The sequence below is a fragment of the Mucilaginibacter sp. P4_G9 genome, from assembly GCF_056400985.1.
Genome location: NZ_JBFUKF010000103.1, coordinates 1 through 15,267, shown reverse-complemented (window position 1 = coordinate 15,267; position 15,267 = coordinate 1). Strand labels below are relative to the sequence as shown.

Annotated in this window: 13 protein-coding genes; 9 read left to right on the top strand and 4 right to left on the bottom strand. The window is 43.0% G+C overall.

The genetic code is table 11. The features are described 5' to 3' along the window. Both AC1DPZ_RS11325 and panD read left to right on the top strand, forming a co-directional pair. Positions 1-468: 4-phosphopantoate--beta-alanine ligase (locus AC1DPZ_RS11325; RefSeq protein WP_477403288.1), on the top strand; the 468-nt coding region annotated here is incomplete at its 5' end. Positions 469-602: 134 nt separating this feature from the next. Further along, a complete protein-coding gene (panD, locus tag AC1DPZ_RS11320) occupies positions 603-953 on the top strand; it encodes an aspartate 1-decarboxylase (RefSeq protein ID WP_477403286.1) in 351 nt (116 codons plus the stop codon). Positions 954-1,003: 50 nt separating this feature from the next. Here panD and AC1DPZ_RS11315 read toward each other — a convergent pair whose 3' ends face one another. Then, the gene (locus AC1DPZ_RS11315; protein WP_477403284.1) at positions 1,004-1,534 is read right to left on the bottom strand and encodes a hypothetical protein; all 531 of its coding nucleotides are present in this window, start codon (positions 1,532-1,534) and stop codon (positions 1,004-1,006) included. 399 nt (positions 1,535-1,933) lie between these two features. On the opposite strand from AC1DPZ_RS11315, the gene carB reads away from it, so the two are divergent. Beyond that, complete coding sequence (gene carB, locus AC1DPZ_RS11310; RefSeq protein WP_477403282.1) at positions 1,934-4,750, top strand: carbamoyl-phosphate synthase large subunit; 2,817 nt, start codon at positions 1,934-1,936, stop codon at positions 4,748-4,750. Between the two features lie 104 nt (positions 4,751-4,854). Further along, positions 4,855-5,547 carry a hypothetical protein gene (locus AC1DPZ_RS11305; protein WP_477403280.1) on the top strand — a complete coding sequence of 231 codons (693 nt, stop codon included), beginning with the start codon at positions 4,855-4,857 and terminating at the stop codon, positions 5,545-5,547. A 25-nt stretch (positions 5,548-5,572) separates the two neighbouring features. Here AC1DPZ_RS11305 and AC1DPZ_RS11300 read toward each other — a convergent pair whose 3' ends face one another. After that, positions 5,573-6,037 (bottom strand): DUF4920 domain-containing protein, encoded by a 465-nt coding sequence (locus tag AC1DPZ_RS11300; protein ID WP_477403278.1) that lies wholly within the window; start codon positions 6,035-6,037, stop codon positions 5,573-5,575. A gap of 258 nt (positions 6,038-6,295) precedes the next feature. Between AC1DPZ_RS11300 and AC1DPZ_RS11295 the strand changes: the two genes are divergently transcribed. Further along, a complete protein-coding gene (locus AC1DPZ_RS11295; protein ID WP_477403276.1) occupies positions 6,296-7,669 on the top strand; it encodes an NHL repeat-containing protein in 1,374 nt (457 codons plus the stop codon). A 150-nt stretch (positions 7,670-7,819) separates the two neighbouring features. Here AC1DPZ_RS11295 and radA read toward each other — a convergent pair whose 3' ends face one another. Further along, positions 7,820-9,307 carry a DNA repair protein RadA gene (radA, locus tag AC1DPZ_RS11290; RefSeq protein ID WP_477403274.1) on the bottom strand — a complete coding sequence of 496 codons (1,488 nt, stop codon included), beginning with the start codon at positions 9,305-9,307 and terminating at the stop codon, positions 7,820-7,822. Between the two features lie 502 nt (positions 9,308-9,809). Here radA and AC1DPZ_RS11285 point away from each other — a divergent pair. The 4 genes from AC1DPZ_RS11285 (at position 9,810) to AC1DPZ_RS11270 (ending at position 13,744) form a co-directional block, all read left to right on the top strand. Beyond that, positions 9,810-10,907, top strand: coding sequence for an SGNH/GDSL hydrolase family protein (locus AC1DPZ_RS11285; RefSeq protein ID WP_477403272.1), 1,098 nt, complete (start codon positions 9,810-9,812; stop codon positions 10,905-10,907). A 601-nt stretch (positions 10,908-11,508) separates the two neighbouring features. Continuing rightward, a complete protein-coding gene (locus AC1DPZ_RS11280) occupies positions 11,509-11,979 on the top strand; it encodes a carboxymuconolactone decarboxylase family protein (RefSeq protein ID WP_477403270.1) in 471 nt (156 codons plus the stop codon). A gap of 56 nt (positions 11,980-12,035) precedes the next feature. Next, positions 12,036-12,374, top strand: a complete 339-nt coding sequence (locus AC1DPZ_RS11275; protein WP_477403268.1) for a YciI family protein — start codon at positions 12,036-12,038, stop codon at positions 12,372-12,374. Positions 12,375-12,475: 101 nt separating this feature from the next. Further along, positions 12,476-13,744: an RNA polymerase sigma factor gene (locus tag AC1DPZ_RS11270; protein ID WP_477403266.1), complete on the top strand. Its 1,269-nt coding sequence runs from the start codon at positions 12,476-12,478 to the stop codon at positions 13,742-13,744. A 267-nt stretch (positions 13,745-14,011) separates the two neighbouring features. On the opposite strand, the gene AC1DPZ_RS11265 is transcribed toward AC1DPZ_RS11270, so the two are convergent. Beyond that, positions 14,012-15,004 carry an IS110 family transposase gene (locus tag AC1DPZ_RS11265; protein WP_477403264.1) on the bottom strand — a complete coding sequence of 331 codons (993 nt, stop codon included), beginning with the start codon at positions 15,002-15,004 and terminating at the stop codon, positions 14,012-14,014. Positions 15,005-15,267: the final 263 nt, after the last annotated feature.

Below are 15,267 nucleotides of genomic sequence, written 5' to 3'. Positions count from 1 at the left end.
GGGCATTACCAGGGGGTTATGCAGGTTGTAAATAAGCTGTTTAATATTGTTAAACCCGACATCGCTTTTTTTGGGCAGAAGGATTACCAGCAATTTATGGTGATTAGTAAAATGGTGAAATTGCTGAACATGCCGGTTAAACTGGTGATGTGCCCAATACAGCGCGAAACCGATGGCTTGGCCATGAGCTCCAGAAACATTCATTTAACTGAGTACGACAGGCAGCATGCGCTCATTATATCTAAAGCCCTTAGCTGGGTTAAGGCAAACTTCAATGCCGGCAATATTACTCAGTTACAACAGCAGGCCGAACAGATGGTGGGCAGCGAGCCTGGAATCGGGCTGGAATATTTTGAAATTGTTGATGGTGACACCCTGAAGCCGGCTACCGCTGATACTAAAAAAGTAGTTGCCCTTGTAGCTGCCCGCGCCGGCAAAACAAGATTGATAGATAATATGTTGCTTTAATTAGTCCATGGTCGATAGTCCTTAGACCATAGATGAATTGGGTTGCATATTGCTAAAAGACCGGGACTAATCATTTTACAATCTATGGACTATCGGCCATCGTCTGTGGATTAAATTATTTATAACTTTGTGCCATGATTATTGAGATATTAAAGTCCAAAATTCACAGGGTGAAGGTAACGCAGGCAGAGCTGAATTATGTGGGCAGTATTACAATTGATGAGGCCCTGATTGAGGCGGCTAATATTATACCGAACGAGAAAGTCCAGATTGTAAATAATAACAACGGCGCCCGCTTTGAAACCTATGTGATAAAAGGCGAACGGGGCAGCGGTACAGTTTGCTTAAATGGCGCCACAGCCAGGCTTGCCCAGGTAGGCGATGTGGTGATCATTATGTCATACGCATATATGGAAACCGATGAAGCCCGTACTTATGAACCAATATTGGTATTTCCTGATGCTGATAATAAGCTTATCAAATAAATCTGAGCCCTTTAATATACCTGCTGTTTTTGCTTTAACCGGGTTTTGACTTAGCGTTCACGTACCTCGGATCCAATACCGAGCGATACTTTCAAATTGACATCAACATTGGCACTTTTACGTAGCAAATAAACCATCCTTACACGTACACTCGGTTCGCGTACCAAATCATCCAAAAAGTGCGAATTATCAATATCAAGTACAATACTGTTACCTACATTTGGGGTGATATCCTTACGCACAGCCACTAAAACCTCTTCGCTGCCATCGGCTTTTGCCATATATACCCTCAATGATTCTATGTTGCCGATATTATAATCAGATGGATCTTTGGATTGTAACTTAGCCGATATGATACGTACCTCGCTTATCCGGTTGGCGTTATTGCCATCTTTTGTAAAATCCTGGTCAAAACTATTTGCTATACTTATAGCCGTATGAGGCTCACCTACCGTTACCGATGCCGGAATTACCAAATTGGCTGTATAAGGAAAAGTAGATTTCACTATAGACTGCAACATACCGCAACTCCCTAAAAACAAGGCTATCGTAATCAGAATAAGAAAATGTTTCTTTTTCATAATAATTCAGGTGTTATGTTTAACTACAATTACCCGTTGAATAAGTTTGTAACGCAAATAGTATAATAAAACTCCAGATAAATCAACTTAAAGCAGTAAAAAATCAAATTAAATTTAACATTCTGGTTTGATAATTCAACGTGTTGCTTAAATAATAATTGGTATTGTTTTATACGGATGGGCGCGCATTTGGGTATATTAAATGTAAAGTTTTTTTTGCCAAAAAGCAGCCTGATAAATATTATAAAAAATAGTCTTTAAAAGTTTAACAAAACTCTATCTTTGCACCCCGACACTGAGGTCGGGATTTCTCGCCTTCAGTGCATAGGAAAAATCGTTTATGGGCCTTTTAAAAGCCTTTAACTTTTGACTTAGAACTTTTGACTTAAAAAAAGCCCTATGCCCAAAGATAATTCCATCAAATCCGTTCTCATTATTGGCTCTGGCCCCATCATTATTGGCCAGGCCTGCGAATTTGATTACGCCGGCTCGCAAGCTGCCCTTTCCCTGAAAGAAGAAGGTATTACCGTTTCTATCATCAATAGCAATCCTGCTACTATCATGACAGACAAGGTTATTGGCGATCATGTTTACCTGCTGCCACTTACCTGTGCAAGTATTGAACAGATACTTACCGAACAAAAAATTGATGCCGTATTGCCTACTATGGGCGGCCAAACTGCGCTTAACCTTTGTATTGAGGCTGCCGAACGCGGGATTTGGGAAAAATACGGTGTAAAAATTGTAGGTGTGGATATAGCCGCAATTGAAAAAACCGAGAACCGCGAAGCTTTCCGTCAATTAATGGTTGATATAGGCGTGGGTGTGGCTAAATCAAAAATCGCTAACTCCTTTTTGGAAGGCAAAGAAGCTGCACAGGATATTGGTTTTCCGCTGGTTATCCGTCCAAGCTATACGCTGGGTGGTAAGGGAGCAGGCTTTGTGCACAAAAAAGAGGATTTTGATGCCGCTTTAAGCAAAGGCTTACAGGCATCACCTACCCACGAGGTTTTGGTTGAACAGGCTGTAATAGGCTGGAAAGAATACGAGCTTGAGCTGCTGCGCGATAACAATGATAACGTCATCATCATTTGCTCTATCGAGAATTTTGACCCTATGGGGATCCACACAGGCGATTCGATAACAGTAGCCCCGGCCATGACCCTGAGCGACCGCTGTTACCAGGATATGCGCAACCAGGCCATCCGTATGATGCGCGCCATTGGCAATTTTGCCGGCGGCTGTAACGTACAGTTTTCGGTTAACCCTGCCGATGAATCCATCATCGCCATTGAAATTAACCCACGCGTATCGCGCTCATCTGCCCTGGCATCAAAAGCAACTGGCTATCCAATTGCTAAAATTGCTGCCAAACTGGCCATAGGTTACAATCTTGACGAAATAGAAAACCAGATCACTAAAACAACTTCGGCTTATTTTGAGCCTACTTTGGATTATGTGATCGTAAAAATACCGCGCTGGAACTTTGATAAGTTTAAAGGCGCCAACCGTGAACTTGGCCTGCAAATGAAATCAGTAGGCGAGGTGATGGGCATTGGGCGCAGCTTTATTGAGGCGCTGCAAAAGGCCTGTCAGAGTTTAGAGATCGGCCGGGCCGGTTTAGGCGCCGATGGCCGCCAAAGCCGCAACCTGGATGAGATCATGCACAGCCTGGAGCATCCAAGCTGGGACAGGCTGTTCCATATTTACGATGCCCTGAGCTTAGGTGTTCCTATCGAATCGGTACGTAAAGTTACCAAGATAGACCGCTGGTTCCTGAACCAGATCATGGATGTTGTTAATTTAGAGAACGAACTGCGCCGCTATTCACTGAACAACATTCCCGAGGAATTCCTGTTCACACTTAAGCAAAAAGGTTTCTCGGACACACAGATAGCTTACATACTTGGAAACGTAACGGAAGAGGATGTTTACCAACGCCGCAAATCCCTGGGAATTAAGCGTGTTTATAAAATGGTTGATACCTGCGCTGCCGAATTTCCTGCACAAACCCCCTACTATTATTCCACTTACGAAGGCGAGAACGAATCCATATCATCTGATAAAAAGAAGATCATCGTATTAGGATCGGGCCCTAACCGTATTGGCCAGGGTATTGAGTTTGATTACAGCTGCGTACATGGTTTGTTAGCCGCGAAAGAATCGGGTTTTGAGGCCATCATGATCAACTGTAATCCCGAAACAGTATCCACCGACTTTAACATGGCCGATAAGCTGTATTTTGAGCCGGTTTACTGGGAGCATGTTCGCGAGATCATTGAACTTGAAAAACCTTACGGAGTAATAGTTCAGCTGGGTGGGCAAACCGCTTTAAAAATGGCCGAAAAAATGCACGAGCACGGGATCAGGATCATAGGCACTTCATTTAATGATATGGATGTAGCCGAAGACCGCGGTCGTTTCTCAGACTTGCTGAAAGAACTTGAGATCCCCTACCCTAAATATGGTGTTGCCGAAAGCGCCGAAGAAGCCCTTGAAGTTGCTCATCATGTAGGTTACCCGGTATTGGTTCGCCCAAGCTACGTTTTAGGCGGACAGGGCATGAGTATTGTTATTAACGACGAGGACCTGGAAAAGGCTGTGGTAAGCTTATTACGCAACCTGCCTGGTAACCGTGTGCTGATAGATCACTTCCTTGACCGTGCGGCAGAAGCCGAGTCGGACTCGATAAGTGATGGCGATGATGTACACATCATTGGTTTGATGGAACATATAGAGCCTGCGGGAATCCACTCCGGCGATTCATTTGCCGTATTGCCACCTTTTGACCTTTCTGATCATGTGATTAGCCTGATGGAGGAATATACGATTAAAATTGCCAAAGCATTAAACGTGCGCGGTTTGCTGAATATCCAGTTTGCTGTTAAAAACGATAATGTATATGTAATTGAAGCTAACCCGCGTGCCTCACGCACGGTTCCTTTTATAGCTAAAGCTTATGATGTACCATACATCAACATAGCCGCCAAAGTAATGCTTGGAGCCAATAAACTGAAAGACTTTACCATTGAGCGTAAGCTATGGGGTTATGCCATCAAAGAACCAGTATTCTCCTTTGATAAATTCCCGGAAGTAAACAAAGAATTAGGTCCCGAAATGAAATCAACAGGCGAGGCTATCCGCTTTATACCCAACCTGCAGGATCCCTATTTCAGGCATTTGTACAAAGAGAAATCAATGTACCTGAGCAGGTAAGAAAGCATTAACTCACAACACCATTATAGTTTAATGGCTTATAACATTTTCCTGTAACCCCAAGGGGTTACAGGAAAAATATGGTTAAATTTAGTTGCTATAGTTTGAAAGTTAATTTGAATAATAACCAGGCATTCAACCTTAATAACGTTGATCCTGAGGATTTAGGTGACGTTCTTGTAAAAATTGAAAGATCATTTAATATCAGCTTAGAAGATACATCTTTTAAAGATGTTAAAACCTTTGGTAAGCTTTGCGATGTTGTAATTGAAAAAGTAAAGCAAACCAATAACGAAAGCTGTACCACACAGCAGGCATTCTATAAAATCAGGAATGCTATTAATTCAACCATTGCGGCCCCTAAAGAGCTTGTAAAGCCCCAAACCAAACTGGAAGATATTTTTCCCCGCGATAACCGTATTGTAATTATAACCGAGATTGAAAAGGAAATAGGTTTTCAGCTTAACCTGCTGCAGCCCAAACAAGGTATAATAACCGCGTTTGCATTTATACTTTTAGCATCATTAACCGGTTTCTTTTTTCAGCCTGTAATGGCTGCTTTAGGGCTTATCGTGGCTATATCAGGGTTCGCACTTGCCGGCAGGTTTGGCAAAGAGCTAAAAGTAAAAACACTTGGCGACCTGGCCGAAAAAGTGGCAAGGGAGCACTACCTTAAATGCAGGCGTAATGCCGCTACCGTGAACAGGGCCGAAATATCACAAAAATTAAAGGAACTGTTTACTTCCGAATTGTACCTGGAGCAATCGGCATTAAGCCGGGAAGCAAGGTTCAACTAACAGAACGAAGTGACTGGGAGAAGGGCTATTTAACTATCATTAGCCCCTTTACCTCAAAAGTTAACCTTTTCTTAGGATCTGTTTTTACCTTATGCTGCTTTTTACCGGTAACAGTATCCCCGGCAAGGTGCTGCAGATCGTCAGCAATAAATAGCTTTTGGGCTACGCCTTCAATAATCACCATGCGCCCCACCATAGCTTTTGGAATAGTAATCTTATAATTTTTAAAGTGAGCGGCAATTATTTTGCCATTGCCTGCATCTATTTCAAACCAGCCGCCTTTTTCTTTGGTCACCTTTATAACCTTGCCCGCTATTGTTGTGCTAATGCGCGTCTTCTTCCCCATAAACGCTTCTGTTTTACCGGCAACTATCAGGGTAGTAGTATCGGGCTTTTGCCCGTACACCATACCATGTGGTAGTGGTACACGCAACTGGGCAAACACCATGGTTACGCAAAATACCGGAACTATTAACAGGAGCAGTTTCATAATATAGTTATTGGTGTACAACAACATAAAATGCAAAATGTTGCCTGCCCCGGTTTATTGAATATTACTTGTTACGTTTTAATATAACTAAGCGTATATGTTCACTATAAACTCATTTAGTATGTTCAATTTGCGGGTATTATTTACTTAAATGTTAATGTATGTTAAAATGTCTTCATAAAATAGTAAGCTATAGCAAGTTGTTTATTTTTACTGCTGATAATGCACCCTTGCTTAATTAATTCACATAATTTCCCAATGAACAAAACCCCTACCAAATTAATCCTGTTTGTGGCAATCCTTTTTGCTTTTGCCGGCACAGGATGTCTTAAAGGCAGCGATTCAACCGGCTCAATTCCGGTTATAACCACAACCGATGTAGTTAAGGATGCTGCCGATACAAGCGCCCACAGTGGCGGATTAATTACCGAAGCCCCCACAAATTCTATTACTAATTACGGTGTCTGCTGGAGCTCAACAAATTCAACACCAACTATTGCCGATTCAAAAACACAGGATTCTGTTATCCTTTTTAGCTTCGTAAGTAAATTTAAGGGCCTAAAAATCAATACCAAATATTATGTACGGGCTTATGCAACTAACGCCGTTGGTACAGGTTATGGTAACGTGATTACGTTTACAACAGGCGACAATCTTTCTGCAAAAGTTGGAACAGTGAGTACCCTTGCAGGCAACGCTTCATCAGGATTTGCTGATGGTAGCGGTACCAGTGCTTCTTTTTCTAGCCCACAGGGTATTGCTATGGGTATTGACGTTAATATATATGTTGCAGATGCACTTAACAGTGCCATCAGGAAAGTTACAACCGGCGGAGCTGTAAATACGCTCACCGGCAACGGAACTATTGGTTATGTTGACGGTTCATTGGCCAATGCGCGTTTTTATGCTCCACAGGGCCTGGTTTTTGATGCTTCGGGCAATATGTATGTAGCCGATTTCAGCAATAATCTCATCCGTAAAATTACCCAGGCAGGTGTGGTAAGTACCCTGGCCGGCAGTGGATCAGCAGGCTATGATAACGGAACCGGAGCCGCTGCCTCATTTAATAATCCGCGTGGTTTGGTTATTGATGGCGCCGGCAATCTTTATGTGGCCGACAGAGGCAATAACCTTATTCGTAAGGTTGTTATATCAACAGGAGTGGTAACCACCTTTGCGGGTAATAAAGTAGCCGGGTACCAGGATCATACAACTGCTGTCGATGCCGAATTTAATAAACCTTCGGGCATTGCAATTGATGGCGCTGGCAATATTTATGTGGCCGACGCCCTGAATTATTCGGTGCGTAAAATTACAAACGCCGGTATTGTTACTACTTATTTAGGCAATGCAAAGCATAAAGTAATTGGCTCCCCATCATCTCTTGCATTTGATGCCAAAGGCAATTTATTCATTACCGACCAAACCGGCAGAATATTTGAAGTTACTGCAGATAAAGTGTTATTACCATTAGCTGGCCTTAGTGCAACCGCCGGCTTCGCCGAAGGTGCCGGAACAAGCGCGCTATTTTCTTCGCCGCAAGGTGTAGTTGCTGATGCAGCCGGTAATATTTATGTAACTGACCCGGGCAATAACCGCATTCGTAAAATAGTATTACCTACCGGGATATAGTTTTTGGAATAAGGACAAAGGACTTTCGGACAAAAGACAGAAGACCCCAGAATTTTGGTAAGTTTTATATCTTTTGTCCTTCGTCCGAACGTCCTTTGTCCAAAAATCCTTTGTCCTTACTCCAGGAATCTTTGCTCCATGCTCCAGGCATCATCCAAACAACTGGCCAAATACTTCCTCTATACTGCTTACTATCTTGATATCGATATCGTAGCGCGATAGATCCATTCGTTTTTTATCCTGCCCGCCCGAGGGAAGGTTGTATTTAGAGATAAAGATCTGGTTAAAGCCCAGCTTTTGTGCTTCGGCAATACGTTGTTCTACCCGATTAACCGCCCTGATCTCGCCCGAGAGGCCAATCTCACCGGCAAAACAGGTTTTAAACGGTACCGGCATATCCTCATGCGATGATATGATGGCTGCTGCCAAACCCAAGTCGATAGCCGGGTCTTCTACCCTGATACCCCCTGTAATATTCAGGAACACATCTTTAGCCGCCAGCCTGAATCCACAGCGTTTTTCCAGCACGGCCAATAACATACTCATCCGTTTGGTATCAAAGCCCGTAGCGGTACGCTGAGGGGTTCCATAGGCCGATGTACTTACCAATGCCTGTGTCTCTATCAGCATAGGGCGCATACCCTCTAAAGTGGCTGATATGGTGATGCCGCTCAATGGTTCATCCCGGTGGGATAATAGTATTTCGGAGGGGTTGGATACCTCCCTTAACCCCTCGCCAAGCATTTCATATATGCCCAGCTCGGATGATGAGCCGAAACGGTTTTTTATAGTGCGGAGGATACGGTAAACATGATGCCTGTCGCCCTCAAACTGCAATACGGTATCAACCATGTGTTCCAGTATTTTCGGACCTGCTATCATGCCATCTTTAGTAATGTGGCCTATCAGGAACACCGGGGTGGAGGTTTCTTTAGCAAAGCGAAGCATTTCGGCAGTGCATTCCCGCACCTGCGATACGCTCCCCGGTGTTGACTCAATGTGTGATGAATGCAGGGTCTGGATGGAGTCGATCACTACCAGGTCGGGCTCCAACGACTCTATCTGCTTAAATATGTTTTGGGTTGATGTTTCACAAAGCACGTAGCAGGAGTTGCCAATATCGGATTTGGGATTTGGGATTTCGGAATTATTCTCAATTTTTGATTTAGAGTTTAGCGTTTGGGATTTAGGATTTAACGCCTCCGGCACCAGGCGCTCCGCCCGCATCTTAATCTGCCTTTCGCTTTCCTCGCCCGATACATACAGCACTTTCAGGTTAGGCATGTTGAGGGCCAGCTGCAGCATCAGGGTTGATTTGCCTATGCCAGGCTCCCCCCCAATCAGTACTAATGATCCTGCCACTATGCCGCCTCCCAAAACGCGGTTAAACTCCTTATCGGGGGTAAGCATGCGGTGTTCCTCGCTGAAGGTGATATCAGCAACCTGCACAGGTTTGTTGGCTCTTTGCTGGGTATTTGAGGTAACCTTCCAGGTAGGTACGGCATTGCTGGTATTGCCTTTGTCTATAATCTCCTCCACAAAGGTGTTCCACTGCTGGCACGAGGGGCATTTACCCAGCCACTTGGCCGATTCGAAGCCACAGCTTTGGCAGAAATATGCGAATTTAGTTTTAGCCATGTTTTCGGATGTGCAGATTACAGATTTTGGATGTGCAGATGATGCATGTTTGAGTCATATCCACAAATATGCAGATAAAGTTTATATCGTGCTAATTTAATTAGTAAAATACAGGAAAATCGCTTTTAAGTATCGATAATATTTTGGCTAAAGCCCTAACTCATTTCTGTCAATTTCACCGTTGGCTGAAGCCCAACGGCAATGATTTAAGAACTGATCCCGTTTAAGGTAGCTAAAAGTTCATTGCCGCCCCATTTATGGGACGGTAGCGAAGGAATAAAAAGCGGCTGCAGCCCAAATTTGCTATGCAGATATTTTAAAAGCGATTGCTATGTATAAATATGACCATTCGCTTTTTATGAGTATGTGCGTAGTACACAGCTTCTCAGACCCTCCGCGCAATTTGCGGCATAATATTTTTATAGCATTTTATACTTATTAATTGAACAAATTTGGATTCTATCAAAACATAGCCAATATTGGCGCTCGCAACGTTACGTTTATGAAAGGCAGATTAGTTATAGCATTTATTTTATTTGTATCAGGTTCGGGGCAGGCTTATGGCGGCATCAAAGGCGCGGATACCATATTTGCTGAAAATTTAAAACCGGTTGGACGGACGATCATCAACAGCCGACATAATTTAGAACTAATTACTTCTGCCGCGCATTTTGGCTTTAGCTTTACCGGCACTGCCTGTGCAGTATATGTAACCATTGCCACAGCCAACCAACACAACTATCTTCAGTATGAGATGGACGGCGTATATCAAAAACGGATAAGGGTGGAAGGGGGCTCTGCTGGGCCTGTTATTATAAAAGCCAGCAACCCCGGCAAACATACGGTATGGATTTATAAGGCCACAGAGGCACATACAGGCGCTTTAATTATCTCAAAAATAGCTGCATCCGGCGTTAAAAATTTGAAGATACGAAAGCTGCCTTTAATTGAATTTATTGGCAACAGCATTACCTGCGGTGCTGCAGCCGACGACTCGGAGATACCTTGCGGAACTGGTGAATACCATGATCATCATAACGCGTACATGGCTTACGGGCCAAGGGTAAGCCGGGAGCTAAAGGCCAATTTTATTTTATCAAGCGTAAGCGGCATCGGTATTTACCGTACATGGAACAGGGATAACCCTTCGATGCCGCAGGTATATGAAAATGTTGATTTCCAGGTGAACAATCCGCAAAAATGGGATTTTAGTACTTATAGTCCTAAAATTGTGAGCATTGCTTTGGGAACAAATGATATGAGTAAAGGCGATGGCGCCCCGCGGGCTGCTTTCGATACACTGCGATTTGTTACCGACTACGTAAAATTTGTGCAGCTGGTAAAATCCAAATATCCTAAGGCTCAAATAGCGTTGCTTAGCAGCCCAATGATAAAAGATACATCAGCCGATATTTTACAACGATGCCTGGCTAACGTAAAAAAACAAATCGATACCATTTATCCTCATGATAAACCGGTGGCCACATTCTTTTTTAAACCAATGGAGGCGCACGGTTGTTCGGGTCACCCAAGCGTGGCCGATCACAAGGTACTGGCCGAAGAGCTTAAGCCGTTTTTTGGCAGGTTGTTGAAAGATTAGCCCCCTTGCTGCCTTAAGGGGCTACCGTGTGTACACAAGTTTATATGAGATAGTAATTTTGAAAAGCCACTCCGTTAGGAGTGAAATGTCGGTAGAATAATTAAGTACCCCTCCCTTTTCGTGCCGTAGGTACGAAATTAACCACCAGATTTGGCCATTTATCAAGCTCATTTGACCGAAAGGTTCCATAGTGACGTACCTACGGCACGTAAAACTATTTTTGATCTTTTTTCTACCGACATTCAACCCCTCTGGGGTTTTTCCTAAAAGATGTGTACACAGTAGCTTAAGGAGAGCTATCCAGATCCTTCGTTTCTCAGGACAAACCTTTCAAAAAACATTATTTCCCGTTAAGAATTTCGCGAAATTTTATCTTTCAGCTCGACAGCTCTTTCAGCAACATCATTTCCATGCCAGCGATAGCTTGGCGCCATTATTACCCTGGGTATCATCCTGCCGGTGGTTTTCATTTCGTACAGGCAATGGAAAACAAGATAGATGTGACCAGGTTTAATAAAAAAAATAAAAATATTTTTCCGGGCATGTCCAATTAGCATATGCTCAGTCATTATTGGGGTATAAATCAATAATTAAAAACAAAATGGAACAACGAATTAATGTTTTTGAAAAAGGCCAGGGCGCAATGAAAGCCATGTACGGCCTGGGAGCATACCTGGCAAAATCGCCGGTTGAACAATCACTTTTAAATTTAATTTATTTCAGGGTATCGCAGGTTAACGGCTGCGCGTATTGCCTTGATATGCACTCCAAAGATCTGCGCGCAAAGGGCGAAACCGAAGAACGCTTGTATGTTTTAAATGCATGGCGCGAAGCTGCTTTTTATACCGACCGTGAACGGGCCGCGCTTGCCTGGGCCGAAGCGCTTACCAAAATTGCAGGCGGAGCCGTACCGGATACTATCTATGAGGCAGCCCGGGAACAATTTACCGAAGAAGAACTGATTGACCTTACTATGGCGGTTATCACCATTAACAGCTACAACCGCATTAACCTGGCTTTCCCCAACCCGGCAGCAGTTGGAACGTACAAAGTTGGCGCATATGCCCATTAATAATTAATTTGTGACGCAAAACCGGGATAAATCATACATCTATTAACAAACATAAAATGAAAGATTTCGCATTATTATTTAGGCAACCCAACTATGATTACAGCAAAGCATCACCCGAAGAGATGCAGCGCATTGGTAAAAAATGGGCCGACTGGGTTGGAGGTATAGCAGCACAGGGGAAATTAGCCAACAATGGCATTCGCCTTGCTATAGATGGCAAAGTGCTTAAAGCCGGTGGCGTTGTAACTGATGGTCCTTTTGTTGAGATCAGGGAGATGCTGGGCAGTTTTGTTGTGGTTAAAGCCGATAGTTTGGAAGATGCTACAACACTGGCCCACGGCTGCCCGGCGCTGGATGCCGGAGGCAGTGTGGAGATAAGGCCTGTTTTTGGATAGGTTTTGAGACCTTGTTATAAGGCAAATATTGTTCACGTAGGGTCAGACTTACGAAGCTTTTCAAACTTCGTAAGTCTTTTCGCTATTAAATAAGAACGTCATTGAAGCTGGATATACTTAAGGTAAAGGATAAAATGGAACACGGCGATTTAAAACATTTATTTCAGCAGGAGTTTTCAAAAATGGTTGCTGTTATCAGCAAAGTTTTCGGCTTGCAGCATATCGAAATAGCAGAAGATATTGTAAGTGAAACCTTTTTATCAGCAACCGAAACCTGGAGAGTTAAAGGTGTGCCTAAAAACCCAACCGCGTGGCTTTACACGGTAGCCAAACAAAAAACGCTGTATCATTTTAGACGGAGCAAGATCTTTGAAAATAAAGTGATTCCCGAACTTGAAATACGGCAGGACAAAGATGTGGAGATTGCTGATTTAAATTTTTCGATGCAGAATATCAGGGATAGTCAACTGCAGATGCTTTTTGCCATATGCACCCCGGCAATTGCCAGCGAGGCGCAAATTGGATTGGCGCTGCGCATACTTTGCGGCTTTGGCATTGATGAAATAGCCGAGGCGTTTTTAACAAATAAAGAAACCATCAACAAAAGGCTATACCGTGCAAAAGAAAAACTAAGGGCCGAAAAAGTAACCATGGAGCTGCCGCCAGAAGATGAAATACCCAACCGGCTTAATAATGTATTGCATATTATTTACCTGCTTTTCAGCGAGGGCTATTATTCCAAAACCCAAAACCAAATTTTGCGAAAAGACTTGTGTTTTGAAGCCTTGCGCCTGGCTGTAATGCTTACCGAATATAAAGGCACCAACATCCCCAAAACAAATGCCCTGCTGGCGCTCATGTGTTTTCATGCCTCGCGTTTTGGTGCCAGGCAAACTGATGGTGATGATTTTGTTTTATATGAGCAGCAAAATGAAGATTTATGGGATGCCGCCCTTGTTAACCAGGGAAGGCATTTTTTAGATCTTTCGGCTCAGGGAAACGAATTGAGCTCGTATCATTTAGAAGCAAAAATTGCATCCTGGCATTGCATAAAAGAGGATACTAAAGAAAAATGGGAAAATATTTTGCAACTGTATAACCAATTGCTGCTGGTTAACTACTCGCCAGGCGTTGCGCTTAACCGTACTTTTGCCTTATACAAGGCCAATGGCTGGCAGGCTGCATTAGCCGAGGCCGAAAAGCTAAAGCTGGAAAGCAATCATTTTTACTTTGTACTACTTGGCGAGCTTTACAGCAACGTTGATCATGAAACAGCAAAACTTCACTTTCAAAAAGCTTTTGCCTTAGCGAAAACGCATACCGAGAAACAAAGCATCCAAAAGAAAATTGATACATTAATGATCTTTTAATTTAATGTCCTACCGATGTTATTGCCATAGGGTTAGCTTCCGTGTGGACACATCTTTTAGATTCTATCGATACTTAAAAAACGATTGTCATACGAACGAACAGGGGTGGATTTGAGCACCGGGGTGAGGAGAAATCTTCAGCGACATGCATAGTTCGCTTTGTATATCGCTGAAGATTTCTCTTTCGCCCCCCCCCCTCTTTCCCCCTCAAGCTCAATCGTATTCTAGGTTTACTACAATTCCAAATTTAATTTAAAAAAGGTTTTCTTAAGCGGATCTTCGATAGTTTTCCACATACATTTCTCCTCTTTTCACCAGGGAGAACATTCGTAAAATCAGCTTAAACTTGACATTGTTTAATACTATCCCATATTCCTTGTTTTTTAGTTGCCGCTCTGCATATGCCCGGAGTTCCGGGTCATGCTGTACGGCTGCTTTAGCCGCCTGGTTGAGTTCTTGTTTCAACTCTTTTTGAGCTAAGTTGCTTGTTCGTCTTCGCCCTTTTATGCTTGTGCCTGATGTATGTTCAAATGGTATCACTCCCACATAAACCGCGTAGTGCCGCCCATCAGGAAAACTGGTAAAGTTCTCCGTATAAGCTATCGTCATCCAGCCGTTTACCGGGCCGATGCCTTTAATACTGGTGATAATCCGGTAGTTCAAATACATTGATTCATTGCTTTTGATCAGATATATGATTTTGTCTTCTACCTGCTTGATATATTTTGTATTTGCTTCAATTTTTTTATTGGCTGTACTAATAATCATATCCTTATTTCCGAGCTCATACATGTATTTCCGTTCCTTAACCGTGTTTTGATAACCGGCATTTTCCCGAACTAATCTTTTCCGGAACGATAGCAGCTGCTTGAGTTCTAAGATATTCTTGTCCAGTGGCTTAGCCGGAGTCAAACGCTTGATCTTTTCATCACCGTATGTGCTGATCCGGTAAGCATCGGCCTTGTCGCTCTTGCCCCTGGCCATACCCATCGATTTCTTGATCTCCAGACCTGGAACCCTCCGGTAATTTATAGCCTGCGACTCGCAAAACTGGATAAACCGGTATTCATAACCGCCGGTATATTCCAATACGATAAACGTTTCCTGTAAATCGATCTCATGGTCTTTACACCACTTTTTAAACTTGCAGAACCCTACGCTGCTATTGTCTATACAGATAAATAATTTGTATTCTGCCCAGCAGATGTCAATCGYTTTTTTTGATACATCGACACCTAAAACAACATTCCATGTTCTCATACGTTTGTGTTTTTATAAGTTAAAATAATTGCCTTTTGCCAATCACCTTTGATAAATCAAGGGAATAATTCTAGTTGGGCCTTGGGCAATTTAAAAAGGCAGGGAACTAATACGACGAATGGTTCTACTAAACCAGAAATGACAAAAGTTCACCCTGCCTTTTTTATAACTTATCCACAAACTTTTTAGTTTTTAACACCCCCCTGCACCCCCCATTATCAACAATAACAATTCTTATTAATTTGCTATTCTAAGACCAAAGG

Excerpts from the sequence above, each read along its gene's own strand:
- AC1DPZ_RS11285 (WP_477403272.1), top strand. The coding sequence starts at position 9,810 with ATGAAAGGCAGATTAGTTATAGCATTTATTTTATTTGTATCAGGTTCG.
- AC1DPZ_RS11295 (WP_477403276.1), top strand. The coding sequence starts at position 6,296 with ATGAACAAAACCCCTACCAAATTAATCCTGTTTGTGGCAATCCTTTTT.
- panD (WP_477403286.1), top strand. The coding sequence starts at position 603 with ATGATTATTGAGATATTAAAGTCCAAAATTCACAGGGTGAAGGTAACG.
- radA (WP_477403274.1), bottom strand. The coding sequence starts at position 9,307 with ATGGCTAAAACTAAATTCGCATATTTCTGCCAAAGCTGTGGCTTCGAA.
- AC1DPZ_RS11300 (WP_477403278.1), bottom strand. The coding sequence starts at position 6,037 with ATGAAACTGCTCCTGTTAATAGTTCCGGTATTTTGCGTAACCATGGTG.
- AC1DPZ_RS11280 (WP_477403270.1), top strand. The coding sequence starts at position 11,509 with ATGGAACAACGAATTAATGTTTTTGAAAAAGGCCAGGGCGCAATGAAA.
- AC1DPZ_RS11275 (WP_477403268.1), top strand. The coding sequence starts at position 12,036 with ATGAAAGATTTCGCATTATTATTTAGGCAACCCAACTATGATTACAGC.
- AC1DPZ_RS11315 (WP_477403284.1), bottom strand. The coding sequence starts at position 1,534 with ATGAAAAAGAAACATTTTCTTATTCTGATTACGATAGCCTTGTTTTTA.
- carB (WP_477403282.1), top strand. The coding sequence starts at position 1,934 with ATGCCCAAAGATAATTCCATCAAATCCGTTCTCATTATTGGCTCTGGC.